This window comes from Dietzia psychralcaliphila (genome assembly GCF_003096095.1).
Lineage (GTDB): Bacteria > Actinomycetota > Actinomycetes > Mycobacteriales > Mycobacteriaceae > Dietzia > Dietzia psychralcaliphila.
The window spans coordinates 2,283,554-2,296,367 of record NZ_CP015453.1 but is presented as its reverse complement, the minus strand read 5'-3'; the positions used below and the strand labels follow the sequence as shown (position 1 = coordinate 2,296,367).

Annotated in this window: 14 protein-coding genes; 7 read left to right on the top strand and 7 right to left on the bottom strand. The window is 66.0% G+C overall.

Translation table 11 applies throughout. The annotated features are described in order from the left end of the window. Positions 1–125: 125 nt before the first annotated feature. Positions 126–1,073, top strand: coding sequence for a LysR family transcriptional regulator (locus tag A6048_RS10545; protein WP_107749110.1), 948 nt, complete (start codon positions 126–128; stop codon positions 1,071–1,073). 162 nt (positions 1,074–1,235) lie between these two features. Here the strand turns inward: A6048_RS10545 and A6048_RS10540 are convergent, their stop codons facing one another. After that, positions 1,236–1,808: a YdeI/OmpD-associated family protein gene (locus A6048_RS10540; protein ID WP_107749109.1), complete on the bottom strand. Its 573-nt coding sequence runs from the start codon at positions 1,806–1,808 to the stop codon at positions 1,236–1,238. Positions 1,809–1,892: 84 nt separating this feature from the next. Here A6048_RS10540 and A6048_RS10535 point away from each other — a divergent pair, with 84 nt between their 5' ends. After that, positions 1,893–2,255 carry an iron chaperone gene (locus tag A6048_RS10535; RefSeq protein WP_107749108.1) on the top strand — a complete coding sequence of 121 codons (363 nt, stop codon included), beginning with the start codon at positions 1,893–1,895 and terminating at the stop codon, positions 2,253–2,255. Further along, positions 2,252–2,905: a mismatch-specific DNA-glycosylase gene (locus tag A6048_RS10530; protein ID WP_107749107.1), complete on the top strand. Its 654-nt coding sequence runs from the start codon at positions 2,252–2,254 to the stop codon at positions 2,903–2,905. Before A6048_RS10535 ends, A6048_RS10530 begins: the two co-directional genes overlap by 4 nt. 13 nt (positions 2,906–2,918) lie before the next feature. Here A6048_RS10530 and A6048_RS10525 read toward each other — a convergent pair whose 3' ends face one another. Both A6048_RS10525 and A6048_RS10520 read right to left on the bottom strand, forming a co-directional pair. Further along, complete coding sequence (locus A6048_RS10525; protein WP_107749106.1) at positions 2,919–3,437, bottom strand: nucleoside deaminase; 519 nt, start codon at positions 3,435–3,437, stop codon at positions 2,919–2,921. A 108-nt stretch (positions 3,438–3,545) separates the two neighbouring features. After that, positions 3,546–4,166 (bottom strand): TetR/AcrR family transcriptional regulator, encoded by a 621-nt coding sequence (locus A6048_RS10520; RefSeq protein WP_235027396.1) that lies wholly within the window; start codon positions 4,164–4,166, stop codon positions 3,546–3,548. 157 nt (positions 4,167–4,323) lie between these two features. On the opposite strand from A6048_RS10520, the gene A6048_RS10515 reads away from it, so the two are divergent. From A6048_RS10515 to A6048_RS10500, 4 genes are all read left to right on the top strand, one after another. Beyond that, complete coding sequence (locus A6048_RS10515; protein WP_107749104.1) at positions 4,324–4,644, top strand: 2Fe-2S iron-sulfur cluster-binding protein; 321 nt, start codon at positions 4,324–4,326, stop codon at positions 4,642–4,644. A 43-nt stretch (positions 4,645–4,687) separates the two neighbouring features. After that, the gene (locus A6048_RS10510) at positions 4,688–6,076 is read left to right on the top strand and encodes a cytochrome P450 (RefSeq protein WP_107749103.1); all 1,389 of its coding nucleotides are present in this window, start codon (positions 4,688–4,690) and stop codon (positions 6,074–6,076) included. 30 nt (positions 6,077–6,106) lie between these two features. Continuing rightward, on the top strand, positions 6,107–7,351 hold the full coding sequence (locus A6048_RS10505) for an NAD(P)/FAD-dependent oxidoreductase (RefSeq protein WP_107749102.1): 1,245 nt from the start codon (positions 6,107–6,109) through the stop codon (positions 7,349–7,351). 61 nt (positions 7,352–7,412) lie between these two features. Continuing rightward, complete coding sequence (locus A6048_RS10500; RefSeq protein ID WP_244911003.1) at positions 7,413–8,096, top strand: HEAT repeat domain-containing protein; 684 nt, start codon at positions 7,413–7,415, stop codon at positions 8,094–8,096. A 75-nt stretch (positions 8,097–8,171) separates the two neighbouring features. Here the strand turns inward: A6048_RS10500 and A6048_RS10495 are convergent, their stop codons facing one another. The 4 genes from A6048_RS10495 to A6048_RS10480 all read right to left on the bottom strand — a co-directional run bounded on the left by A6048_RS10495 (position 8,172) and on the right by A6048_RS10480 (position 12,572). Further along, positions 8,172–8,519, bottom strand: a complete 348-nt coding sequence (locus A6048_RS10495; RefSeq protein ID WP_107749100.1) for a VOC family protein — start codon at positions 8,517–8,519, stop codon at positions 8,172–8,174. Between the two features lie 109 nt (positions 8,520–8,628). Beyond that, complete coding sequence (locus tag A6048_RS10490) at positions 8,629–9,744, bottom strand: N(5)-(carboxyethyl)ornithine synthase (RefSeq protein WP_235027399.1); 1,116 nt, start codon at positions 9,742–9,744, stop codon at positions 8,629–8,631. A gap of 222 nt (positions 9,745–9,966) precedes the next feature. Then, positions 9,967–10,173: a dodecin gene (locus A6048_RS10485; protein ID WP_107749098.1), complete on the bottom strand. Its 207-nt coding sequence runs from the start codon at positions 10,171–10,173 to the stop codon at positions 9,967–9,969. Between the two features lie 164 nt (positions 10,174–10,337). Next, positions 10,338–12,572 carry an NADP-dependent isocitrate dehydrogenase gene (locus A6048_RS10480; protein WP_107749097.1) on the bottom strand — a complete coding sequence of 745 codons (2,235 nt, stop codon included), beginning with the start codon at positions 12,570–12,572 and terminating at the stop codon, positions 10,338–10,340. Positions 12,573–12,814 lie beyond the last annotated feature (242 nt).

Here is a 12,814-nt window from a genome sequence, read left to right as displayed (position 1 = left end):
GTGCGTCCAGTTCGGGTCTCGATCGGCCGGGCTCGGCGCTGCGGAAAGTCTGTGTCCCCATCGTGCAGTCCCAGTTCAGTTATCGGGTAACTACCATTTGTTATGGATCTGTATAGCCTTGAGCTATGCGCCGAGAGTCCAGGGGAATCACCCTCCAGCAGCTGCACTACTTCATCGAGGTCGCGGCGGAAGGCTCGATCACCGGCGCTGCGGAGCTGCTCTATGTCGCCCAGCCGACCATGTCCGCCTCCATGAAGGACCTGGAGAACAGAGTGGGTCGCACCCTCCTCGTCCGATCCGCCCGAGGAGTGACGCTGACCGACGAGGGAGCGGAATTCCTCGGCTACGCCAGGCAGGTGGTCGAGCAGATGTCCCTACTGGAGCAGCGCTACCTCGGTCAGCCGCCGTCCCGCCGACTGCTCGGGGTGTCGGCGCAGCACTACTCGTTCGTGGTGGAGGCGTTCATCCGGATGGTGCGATCAGGCGAGGCGGAACAGTACGAGTTCTCGCTTCGTGAGACTCGAACCTGGGACATCATCGAGGATGTCCGGACCCTCCGCAGCGAGGTGGGTGTGCTCTACCGGAACGACTTCAACCGGAAGGTCATCGACAAGCTACTCCGCGATTCCGGCCTGGTCTTCCACCCACTCTTCGCAGCGCTGCCGCACATCTTCATCTCCCGGCAGAACCCCTTGGCATCCCGGGAACGCGTCACCCTCGACGACCTCGCGGACCTGCCCAGGCTCACCTTTGACCAGGGCGCGAACAACTCGTTCTACTTCGCCGAGGAGATCCTCTCCACCCGGTCGAGCAAAAGAGAGATCAGGGTCTCCGACCGCGCGACCATCTTCAACCTCATGATCGGTCTCGACGGGTACACAATCTCCACCGGAATCATCAGCGACGACCTCGACCCGGAGATCGTCGCCATCCCGCTCGACGTGGACGAGAGCATCGAGATCGGCTGGATCAGCCATTCCGGGATCCCGCTCACTGCACAGGCGCAGCGCTACCTCGCTGAGGTGCGGGCCGTCGTCGCCGACTACGGAATCGAGCTGCTCGACTCCCCGTGAATCGGGCTGGCGAGTGGGGCTCACGTCGGCTGCAACGGTGTAGACAAGAGGATCGACGCTCTGGATAGCCGGACCTGGGGGAACTGTCGGACAGTGCCGGCCGTCTCACCGTGGCGACTGCCGCCCTCGTCGTCGTCACATCATGTCGCGTGGGGGACCTGATCAGGGCGACGTGAGCCGCGAGATCAGCCGTCCGACGTGTCGCTCGAGAGTGGCGTCGTCTGGGGCCACCAGGAGAGGGTGGATCGCGCTGTAGCGCTCGGCGCGGGTGAGTCGGGCGAAGGCGTCCCCGGCTGCCGGCGTCGCCTCGAGCGCGGCGGCGAGGACTTCGGGGACTTGTGCGGTCGCGGGGCCGGCGTAGGCGCGGTCCCAACGGCCGTCGGACCTCGCCCGCTCGATCTCCGCGACGCCCCGCGGCCGGAGCCTCTGTTCCTCGGCGAGCCGAGTGACGATCTCGACGTTCCGCAGTGACCAGATCGAGCGAGCGCGGCGGGGCGTGAACCGTTGCACGAACGTATTCTCGTCGCGCGACCTGCGCTGGCCATCAATCCACCCGCTGCACAGCGCCTCCTCGAGCGCCTCCTGGTAGGAGAGCGAGGTGGGTGAGGTGACCCCCTTCTTGGCGAGCATCAGCCAGATCCCGTCGCAGCTCTCGTCGTTCGTGATCAGCCACTCGCGCCACCGTTCGATGTTCGCCACGATCAATGGTGCGTCAGGGCTGTCCGTCGGGCTCATGGTCCCAGCCTGTCAGGTGAAGAGGCCTGAGCGTGTCCTCTATCCGTGGCGCTCGCTCGGTGGGTTCCACGCTAATCTCGCACCATGGCTGAGAAGGCGACAACCGTCGAGGAGTATCTGAGTGCGCTCGACCCGGCGCGCCGCGCGGAACTCGAACGGATCCGGGCGCTCGTCAAGCAACTCGTTCCCGACACCGAAGAGACGATCAGTTACGGGATGCCGACCCTCAAGTACAAGAACCGAGCATTGGTGTACTACACCTCCTCCAAGAAGCACATGAGTTTCTACCCCTCCTCGTGGGCGATCGAGGAGCTGAAGGATCGGCTCGAGAACTACACGACCACCGCGCACGCGATCCAGTTCACGCTGGCCACGCCCCTTCCCGACGACCTGATCCGTGACCTCGTCCGCGTGCATCAGCGCGAGATCGACGCCGGACGGTCGTGACCGGCGTCCCGCGGCGGCCTTCCCCTCTGGGCGGTCGCCGCCCGAGGCGTGACGAACTCGCCGGGTTCGCCACGGACGATCCGCACGGGGTCGACGATGTCCTGCCCGCCGATGCCGGGCAGCTGCGACTGCTCATCGTCGGGGTCAACCCCGGGTTGTGGACCGCCGCGGTCAATGCACCTTTCGCGCGGCCCGGGAACCGCTTCTGGCCGTCTCTGCACCGGGCGGGGCTGACCGATCACGTCGTCGATGCCGCGGTGGGCTTGTCGGTCGCCGACGAGGAGCAATTGCTCTCGCGAGGCATCGGCATGACGAACCTCGTGGGGCGTGCCACCGCGCGGGCCGATGAACTCTCCCGCGAGGAATTGCGCGCTGGCGCGGCGCGCGTGGCCGCGGTGGCCGGGGAGCTGCGTCCGGCGGTCGTCGCCGTCGCGGGAGTCACTGCCTTCCGTACTGCATTCGAGCGACCGAAGGCCGGCTACGGGGAGCAGGACACCTCAGATGTACCGGGGTGGCCCGGCGACGTGGTGCTGTGGGTGCTGCCGCAACCGAGCGGGTTGAACGCGCACGAGACCCTCGACTCCCTCGCTGCGCACTGGCGCCAGGTCTGGAGCGCGGTGGAGGCGCGGGACCGGCCGGGCGAGCGCTGAACGATCCATACAGTCAGCTGCTGCGACGCTGATCCGCCCGGACGGACTCCTCCACCAGCAGCCTGATCTCCTCGGCCAGCGGGGGGACCGGACCGGAGGTGGGAATGGCCGGGGCCACGTCGGTGATCCCGAGCGGGGCGAGTGGTCCGGGGTCCATACCGAGTGATGCCTTCCATTCGGCGTACTGCGCGCCGCTGGAGGCGTAGACGATCCGCCCGAGCCCCACGAACGCGTGGGCGGCGCTGCACATCGCGCAGTGCTCGCCCGAGGTGTAGACGATGCTCGACGCGCGGTCGTCGGGAGTCATGTTCTCCGCGGCCCACCGCGCGATGGCGAACTCCGGGTGCAGGGTGGCGTCGCCGCTCGATTCGCGGTTGCGGTCCTCGAACCGGACCTCACCTGTCTGGTCCACCAGTAGTGAGCCGAAGGGCTTGTCGCCAGCCGCCAGTGCCTCCCTCGCCAGGTCCACGCATCTGCGGAGGTGGACGAGGTCATCGTCGTGGACGGGCCGGGATTCGGGTGTGGTGCTCACGATGCCTCCTGGATGAGTGTGATGTCCCGAGGCTACGAGCTGCCGCCGTTCCGCGCGTGTGGGGACTCGGCGTCACGACCCTGCGCGGAAGAGATCGACCGCCTTGCGTCAGAGGTCGGGGAGGATGGTGTGGATCGCCGCCGACGCAAGGCGGACGATCTCCTCGAGCAGTTCGGTCCGCGACAGCTCGATCTCGCCGTTCAGCCAATCGCTCACCGCCTGCGCCGTGCCGGCCACGAGGATGAGGGCCGCCATATCCAGGCGAGTGCGTTCTCTCGCCGTCACCTGCGTGTTCGCGATCGTCACATCGATGAGAATGGCGGCAATGGAATGCTCGGTCCGTTGAACGGAATCCCTGAGCTGGTCGCCGCCGATGGTGTCCACGAACAGTTGCGCATTGCCCGGGTCCTCGATCAGGACTGACACGACGCCCACCACCGCTTCCTCCAGGCGGCCGAGCATGCAGGTGTTCGGCGCCCGCGAGGGGCTCGCGGCAGCTGCGGTCACCTGCTCGATCAGTCGATCAACCAAGGCGGCGAACAGGTCATTGCGGGTGCGGAAGTGCTCGTAGAAGTAGCGCTTTGACAGGCCTGCCCGTGCACTGACGTCGTCGACGGTGACAGAGGCGAGTGATCCGTCGGCGAGGGCGCTGAGCCCCGCGTCGAGTAGTGCGTCGCGACGTTGCCGCACACGATCTGCCGCACTGACGCCTCGGAACGGCCGGACCACGACGCCTGGATCAGTCATTGCGCAATCTTGACACATCGCGCTGGCAAGCCTGCTTAACTAGGAACTGCCCGGTTCCTAGGATGGATCGATGTCCTTCAGTGGCTACGTCCACGCGGAAGTCGGCAGGCAACTTGCACCTTCTGGAAGGAAGTAGCACATGGGGAAGATCACTTTTGTCTCGTACGAGGGCGAAGAGCATGAGACCGCGATCGTCGACGGACAGTCGCTGATGCAGATCGCTACCAGTAATGGGGTCACGGGTATCGATGGCGACTGCGGCGGTGAGTGTGCCTGTGGCACCTGTCACGTCATCGTCGGCAGCGAATGGGTGAGCCTCACGGGAAAGCAGGGTGACGACGAGGAAGAGATGCTCGATCTGACGCCCGAACGTCAGTCGACCTCGCGACTGTCGTGCCAGATCACAGTCTCAGAAGAGATGGACGGCATGACAGTTCATCTCCCCGAATTCCAGATGTAGTGCAGCCAGACATCCTTCGAGCCAGGGCAAGGCAGGTCAACTCATGAGCGTTCTCGACAAGGCGATCGACAAGGCACAAGCAAGCATTCCACTCCACATGCAGATCCGCGGAGCGCAGCTGTACAGCAAGGCGAAGCGGGCTGCGTTCAAGAGCGCCCAGCCGCCGGTCTTCATCGAAGCACCGATTCCCGACGCGGCAGACGTAGCGCTCTCAGACATCGATATGAGCAATCCGTTCATGTACCGGCAAGGACAATGGCAGTCCTACTTCAAGCGGCTGCGGGACGAGGCGCCGGTGCACTTCCAACCGAGGAGCGCCTTCGGTCCCTTCTGGTCGATCACCCGCCACGAGGACATCCTCGCCGTCGACAAGAACCACCATCTGTTCTCGGCCGAGCCGTACATCGTGATCGGTGCCCCGCCGGAGGGCCTGGACGTCGAGATGTTCATCGCCATGGACCCGCCGAAACATGACCTCCAGCGTCAGGCAGTGCAGGGTGTGGTGGCGCCCAAGAACCTCAAAGAGATGGAACAACTGATCCGTGTACGTGTGCAGGAGGTGCTCGATGACCTGCCCGTCGACGAACCGTTCGACTGGGTGGACAAGGTCTCCAAAGAGCTGACCTCGCGGATGCTCGCGACCCTGCTGGACTTCCCCTACGACCAGCGGCGCAAGCTCGCGGAGATGTCCGACCTGGCAGCAGGCAGCTCCGGGGCCACCGGCGGCACCTCCGACGTCGACGAGATGTTCGCGGCCGCGATCGAGATGTCCCGCGACTTCGCGACCCTCTGGCACGACAAGGCCGCACGCACGGCTGCCGGTGAGGAGCCGGGTTTCGACCTGATCAGTCTGCTCCAGTCGCACGAGAGCACCAAGGATCTGATCAACCGCCCGATGGAGTTCATCGGTAACCTGACACTGCTGATCATCGGTGGCAACGACACCACCCGCAACTCGATGACCGGCGGCGTTCTGGCACTGAACAAGTTCCCGGACGAGTTCGCCAAACTCCGCGCCAATCCAGGGCTGATCCCCAACATGGTGTCCGAGATCATCCGCTGGCAGACCCCGTTGGCCTACATGTGCCGCGTTGCCAAGGAGGACACGGTCCTCAACGGGCAGTTCATCCGGAAAGGCGACCGACTCGTCATGTGGTACTCCTCGGGAAACCGCGACGAGCGCCACTTCGAGCGTCCGGACGAGCTCATCATCGACCGCGCCAACGCGCGCAGCCATGTGGCATTCGGGTTCGGTGTGCACCGGTGCATGGGCAACCGGCTGGCTGAGATGCAGTTGCGGATCCTCTGGGAGGAGCTGCTGGTGCGGTTCTCCGACATCGAGGTGCTGTCGGAGCCGGAGATCGTGCAATCCAACTTCGTTCGGGGTTACTCGACGATGATGGTCCAGCTCACCAAGAAGCAGTCGGCCTGACAGGTGGATGGCGAGCAGGAGAGGGCCTCTGTGGTGAGTGACCGGGCGATCGTCATCGGCGCCAGCCATGCCGGCGCGCAGCTCTGCGCCAGCCTGCGTCAGGAGGGGTGGGTAGGGGAGATACTGCTGATCGGCGACGAGCCGACGCTGCCCTACCACCGCCCGCCGCTGTCCAAGACCTATCTCTCGGGTACGTCCAGTCTTGATGACCTGCTCATCCGCCCGCCGGACTACTACGAGAAACAGGGCATCACCCTCCGTCACGCCCGGGTCACGGCACTCGATCGCCAAGCACGGTCGATCACGCTCAGTGACGGCGAGGAGATCGGCTACGCCACGCTGGCGCTCTGTCTGGGTGCGCGTCCGCGCCGTCTGGACATCGCGGGCGCCGAGCTCGACGGTGTGCACTACCTGCGGGACGCCTCTGACATCGAGGCCATCCGCGATCGACTTGCCGACACCCGCAACGTCGTCATCATCGGCGCCGGTTACATCGGCTTGGAGGCAGCGGCCTCGCTGCGAACGCTGGGCGGCACCTCGGTGACGGTTCTGGAAAGCGCCCAGCGGGTGCTGCAGCGGGTCACGGCACCAGAGGTATCCGCGTTCTACGCCCGCGTCCACAGCGAGGAGGGCGTTGAACTGCGTACCGACGTCACGGTCGCCGCTATCGAGGGGGATGACCGTGTGCGCGGCGTACGCCTGGCTGATGGGGAACTCCTCGACGCCGACCTCGTCATCGTGGGTATCGGCGTCGTGCCCAACACCGAGCTGGCCGAGGCCGCCGGCCTGGCGGTGGACAACGGAATCGCCATCGATGGCAGCGGACTGACCAGTGACCCCGACATCGTCGCCGCGGGGGATTGTGCGAGCTTCTACTCACCCCGCTATGAGCGCCACGTGCGCCTCGAGTCGGTGCCCAACGCAGGTGAGCACGCCAAGGTGGCCGCGGCGACCATGTGTGGGAAATCGAAGACGCTCTCGGCACTACCGTGGTTCTGGTCGGACCAGTACGAACTCAAGCTGCAGATCGCCGGCCTCAACGATGGCTACGACGAGGTGGTGCTCCGCGGAGATCCGGTGGCCGGTCGTAGCTTCGCCTGTTTCTATTTCAAGGAGGGGGAGATGATCGCGGCCGACTGCGTCAACCGCCCCAAGGAGTTCATGTTCAGCCGCCGCGTGCTCAATGAGCGACTGCCGATTGACCCAGGTCGGCTCGCCGATCCGGAGAGCTCGCTCGCCGAGCTGCTGAAGGCGCCCCCAGCCGACAGCGTGTGACGGTGCACCCGAGTCCCCATCCCGGCAGAGGCGGGATCCCTGGTGTGGTGTCATGCCCGGTATGACTCAGCACCGCCATGAGCTCAGCCTCCGGGATCGATCGGCATGGCCGGCATATCTGGACGCGCACTCCCGTCTCCCGGGTCCCCGCGCCAACACGCAGCTGGCCATGGCCGTCGCCGACCTGGGCGACGGAGCGATGTTCGATGAATTGATCGCCAGCGGCGACGAGTATCGGACCTTCTGCGGCGTGGTCGGCATCGGCGAGGCGGCCGCTGACCAGCAGGTCGCCGCCCGGTTGCACGAGCTGAGCAAGGACGGGCGGTGGCGGGTGCGCGAAGCCGTCGCGACGGGGCTTCAGCGACTCGGCGACCACGACTTCCCGGCCCTCGAGCGGATCGTGCTGGACTGGGCCGACGACGAGCACCCCCTGGTCCGGAGAGCGGCAGTAGCCGCCATCTGCGAGCCGCGCCTGCTTCATACGCACGAGGCCGCGGCGACGGCGGTCGAGGTCTGCCGGCGGTGCACTGCGGGGCTGGTGGCGCACCCCGCCGACGAGCGGAAGCACGCCGACGTCCGGACAATGCGTCAGAGCCTCGGCTACTGCTGGAGCGTCGCGGTGGCGGCCGATCCGGAGCCCGGCCTCGCGGCGTTCGCGGCCCTCGACCAGACCGATCCGGACGTCGCCTGGATCGTGCGGGAGAACCGCGGCAAGAAGCGACTCTCGCGGGTGCTCGGAGGGTGACCAGCGCCGGGTGAGGCACGAACCCTGACTCGTCCGTGACGCGGTATGCCCGGTGGGAACCGTCGTGTCCGACAACTACCCCGAGTGCGCACCGACGTTCACCACGTTGCCCGAGGAATCGCGGTAGCAGAAGCGCGTGACTCCCCAGTCCTCGTCGGTCAGGGGGTGGAGGATCTCGACCCCGGCGGTTGTCGCGGCGTCGTACGCGGCGCCGATGTCGTCGACGAACACGGAGACGTCCGGGTTCACGGGCGCGGTGGCGTCGCGGGTGATCAGGCTCAATTGCCGGCCACCCGCACCTTCCAGGGTGACGATCCACCCGTGGTCCATCACGACCCTGAGTCCCAGGGCGGTGGTGTGTTCGCGGACGGCCAGGGAGAGGTCCGAGACGGTGAGGTTGGGGACGATTCGTTCGACAGTCATCCGGTCATCGAACCGTGACGGGCACAACCGGGCAACCTCCGCGGCACCCTTCAGACCGGAACGGGCTTCCGGCCGACATCGACGGCAGACGACCAGATCTCCCCGGACTTCACACCTGGTCGGCGGTCCGCGCGTGAGGGAAGTCCGGTTCGCGGCCCTGGAACGCCAGGATGTCGGGGTTCTTGATGACGCCCTCGTGGATCTCGATCGCCCGGGTGATCGTCGGGTTCTCCTCCCATGCGGAGGGACCTTCCATCACGGTGCGCAGGAACGGCAGGAGCGCCTCGCTGATCTCCCACGTCGCCGCGTTCCACAGGTAGGACGGGCTGTGGTCGACGGCGTAGTAGTTCACTCCCTGCCCGACGGTGAACATCGGATCGTCGAATCCGGTGGGCTGCGCCCACTCGAAGCCCATGCCGGCGTCGCACGAGACGTCGATGATCAGGCTGCCCGCAGCGAACTCCTCCAGGTCCACGGTCCGCAGGTAGGTCAACGGGGCCGTGACGTCCTGGAGCGTGCAGTTGACCACGATGTCGTGCGAGGCGAGGAACGTGGGGAGGAGGACGTCGCCGTCCTCGGTGGGCACCGTGCTGAGATGCGTCTCGCCCTCGTCGGTGTTGAGCTGGGTGATCTGTGCGCTGTGGATCGGGGAGCCGACCGCCGAGGCGCCGCGCTGTGTGAGGACCTGGATGTCGTGGATCCCGTGCGCCTTGAGGGCGGTCACCGCGCCTCGTGCCGTCGCGCCGAAGCCGATCACGACCGCACTGAGTCGTGGCCCGTAGTCGCCGGTCGACCCGATGAGGCTCAACGAGTGCAGCACGGAGCAGTAGCCCGCGAGCTCGTTGTTCTTGTGGAGCACGTGCAGGCTGAATTCGCCCTGACGGGTCCAGTGGTTCATCGCCTCGAACGCGATGAGGGTGAGCCGGCGGTCGATCGCTGCCTGCGTCAATCCCGCATCCTGCACGCAGTGGGGCCATCCCCACAGGACGCGACCTTCGGGGATATCGGTCATGTCGTCCAACTGGGGCTTCGGCAGCAACAACACATCGGCGGCGGCGATCACCTCGGCGCGATCCGCGACCCTGCCCACGCGCGACTCGACGTAGCCGGGTTCCAGCTGGAAGTCAGCGGCATAGCCGCGCTCGACGACCATCCGCGCACGCACGTCCGGATCGATCCGGTCAAGGTGACGGGGGTGTATCGGGAGCCGCCGCTCGTTCTCCATGGTGGAGCCCGCGAGGAAACCGAGGGTGAGGAGATGCCCCTCGGTGGCGACCTCACCCGGTGTAGTACCGGAGGCGGTATCGGACGGTTCAGCGGTTCCGGACATTCGGACTCCCATCATCAGGGAACCGACGCCAGCTCCTCGCCCGACTATATGCGGGTGGATGCCGGATCGACTCTTCGCCGAGCGGGGAGCATGCCCGGCCGGCGGGTCAGACGACGCTCAGGACTCGTGCCGGAACCCGACCTTGATGGTCACCTGCCAGTGGGCCACGCTGTCCCCGTCCAGCTTTCCGCGGACAGACTGCACCTCGAACCACTCGAGGTTGCGCAGGGACTTGGATGCTTCCGCGATCGCGTTGGTGATCGCCTCGTCCGTCCCGTTCGGTGACGAGCCGACGATTTCCGTGACGCTATACACGTGGTTCATGATGCCCTCCAGTAAGTGTGATCTGGCTCACTCTATCGTCATCCCGGATCGCCGCGAGGTGACTCGACGATCACGCGTGCTGTCGGCACCATGCGACACCGCACCCACCGGCACGTGGCCGGTGGGTGCGGTGGGGCGGGGTGCGGTGGGGCGGAAGGGGCGGGTCAGGCGAGGGTGCTTTCGAGAGCGGAGTTGAACGTCTCGCTCGGGCGCATGGCCTCCCGCAGCTTCTCGACGGAGGGCTGGAAGTAGCCTCCCAGCTCGACCTTGGTGCCCTGGACCGACAGCAGCTCCTCGAGGATGGTGTCCTTGTCCGCGGTCAGCTTCTCCGCCAGCGGAGCGAAGTGCGCCGCCAGGTCCCGGTCCTCGGTCTGCGCGGCCAGCTCCTGGGCCCAGTACAGCGCGAGCCAGAACTGGCTACCCCGGTTGTCGAGCTCACCGGTGACGCGGGACGGCCCCTTCCGGTTCTCCAACAGCTTGCCGGTCGCGGTGTCGAGCGTCTTGGCCAGGATAGTGGCCTTGGGGTTGTCGTCCTTGCGCCCCAGGTCGTCCAGGCTGGCCCCCAGCGCGAGGAACTCTCCGAGTGAGTCCCAGCGCAGGTGGTTCTCCTCCACCAGCTGCTGGACGTGCTTCGGCGCCGATCCGCCCGCGCCGGTCTCGTACAGTCCACCGCCCGCCATCAGGGGCACGATCGACAGCATCTTGGCACTGGTACCGAGCTCGAGGATCGGGAACAGATCGGTGAGGTAGTCGCGCAGGATGTTGCCGGTCACCGAGATGGTGTCCAGGCCTCGCCACGCGCGCTCGAGGGTGTAGCGCATGGCACGCACCTGGGACATGATCTGGATGTCCAGGCCCTCGGTGTCGTGGTCGGCGAGGTACTTCCTGACCAGGGTGATGAGGTTGTTCTCGTGCGGGCGGTACGGGTCGAGCCAGAAGACGGCCGGCATCTCCGAGGCGCGGGCACGGTCCACGGCGAGTTTCACCCAGTCGCGGATCGGCGCGTCCTTGACGGTGCACATGCGCCAGATATCCCCGGCTTCGACGTCCTGGGAGAGCAGGACCTCGCCGGTGGCGGCGTCGACGATGTTGGCCACGCCGTCGTACTGGACCTCGAAGGTCTTGTCGTGGCTGCCGTACTCCTCGGCCTTCTGGGCCATGAGTCCGACGTTCGGCACGGTGCCCATCGTGGTCGGGTCGAACGACCCGTTGGTCTTGCAGAAGTTGATGATCTCCTGGTAGATCCGCGCGAACGTGGATTCCGGGATGACCGCCTTGGTGTCCTTCTTGCGACCGTCGGCGCCGTACATCTTCCCGCCGATACGGATCATCGCGGGCATCGACGCGTCGACGATGATGTCCGAGGGCGAGTGGAAGTTGGTGATACCGCGGGCGGAGTCGACCATCGCCAGCTCCGGCCGGTGCTCGTGGCACCGGTGCAGATCCTCGATGATCTCCTCCTTCTTGGAGGACGGGAGCGTCTCGATCTTGTCGTACAGGTCGACCATGCCGTTGTTGACGTTGATCCCGAGCTCGTCGAACAGGTCGTGGTGCTTGTCGAAGGCCTCCTTGTAGAAGACCCTGACCGCGTGGCCGAACACGATGGGGTGGCTGACCTTCATCATCGTGGCCTTGACGTGGAGGGAGAACATGACGCCGGTCTCCTTGGCGTCGTTGAGCTGCTCCTCGTAGAACTCGAGGAGCGCCTTCTTGCTCATGAACATGGAGTCGACGACCTCGCCGGCCTCGAGGGGCACCGTCTTGAGGACGTGGGTCTCGCCGTCCGGCGTCACCACCTCCATGCGCGCATCGCAGGCGCGGTCGAGGATGATCGACTTCTCGCCGGCGTAGAAGTCGCCGTGCGTCATGTGTGCGACGTGGGTCTGCGAGGCCATCGACCACTTGCCCATCGAATGCGGGTTGGCCCGGGCGTACTCCTTGACCGCCTTCGGGGCGCGGCGGTCCGAGTTGCCCTGGCGGAGCACCGGGTTCACGGCACTGCCCAGACACGCGGAGAGTCGCTCGGCGACCTCGATCTCCTCGGGGGTCTGCGGGTCGTACGGGTACTTGGGGATGTCGTAGCCCTTGGCCTGGAGCTCCGCGATGGCGGTGTTCAACTGGGGGACCGAGGCACTGATATTGGGGAGCTTGATGATGTTGGTGCCCGGTTCCTGGGTCATCAGTCCCAGTTCGGCCAGGTTGTCGGGAACCTTCTGTTCCTCGGTCAACCGATCCGGGAAGGCGGCCAGGATGCGGGCGGCCACCGAGATGTCGCTCGTCGTGACGTCGATGTCGGCGGCCTCGGTAAAGGTGCGGACGACCGGCAGGAACGCTTCCGTCGCCAGTCGTGGGGCCTCATCGGTGAGGGTGTAGATGATTGTCTGTCTGCCTGGGGTCATGTCGGCTCTTTTCTTTTCAGGCTGATCGTGTTCTTGTGGAACGGCATCAGCACGCCTGCACCATCATCACCCGAGTCGGGCCGGCGTGGCCAGAGCCCCCCGGTGTGGTCGATCGGTGCACATGCGCGGTTGAGTGATCGTCTCGGCATCACCCTGCACTGTGTCCCACGACGCACGCCTCCGCGGCGTTTTTCGGCGGCGGGGACCCCGACCGGGGCGTACCGGGTCGGGCCGTCCCCCCG

Coding starts and splice junctions, on each gene's coding strand:
- A6048_RS10545 (WP_107749110.1), top strand. CDS start 126: ATGCGCCGAGAGTCCAGGGGAATCACCCTCCAGCAGCTGCACTACTTC.
- A6048_RS10540 (WP_107749109.1), bottom strand. CDS start 1,808: ATGAGCCCGACGGACAGCCCTGACGCACCATTGATCGTGGCGAACATC.
- A6048_RS10535 (WP_107749108.1), top strand. CDS start 1,893: ATGGCTGAGAAGGCGACAACCGTCGAGGAGTATCTGAGTGCGCTCGAC.
- A6048_RS10515 (WP_107749104.1), top strand. CDS start 4,324: ATGGGGAAGATCACTTTTGTCTCGTACGAGGGCGAAGAGCATGAGACC.
- A6048_RS10510 (WP_107749103.1), top strand. CDS start 4,688: ATGAGCGTTCTCGACAAGGCGATCGACAAGGCACAAGCAAGCATTCCA.
- A6048_RS10500 (WP_244911003.1), top strand. CDS start 7,413: ATGACTCAGCACCGCCATGAGCTCAGCCTCCGGGATCGATCGGCATGG.
- A6048_RS10495 (WP_107749100.1), bottom strand. CDS start 8,519: ATGACTGTCGAACGAATCGTCCCCAACCTCACCGTCTCGGACCTCTCC.
- A6048_RS10490 (WP_235027399.1), bottom strand. CDS start 9,744: ATGGAGAACGAGCGGCGGCTCCCGATACACCCCCGTCACCTTGACCGG.
- A6048_RS10485 (WP_107749098.1), bottom strand. CDS start 10,173: ATGAACCACGTGTATAGCGTCACGGAAATCGTCGGCTCGTCACCGAAC.
- A6048_RS10480 (WP_107749097.1), bottom strand. CDS start 12,572: ATGACCCCAGGCAGACAGACAATCATCTACACCCTCACCGATGAGGCC.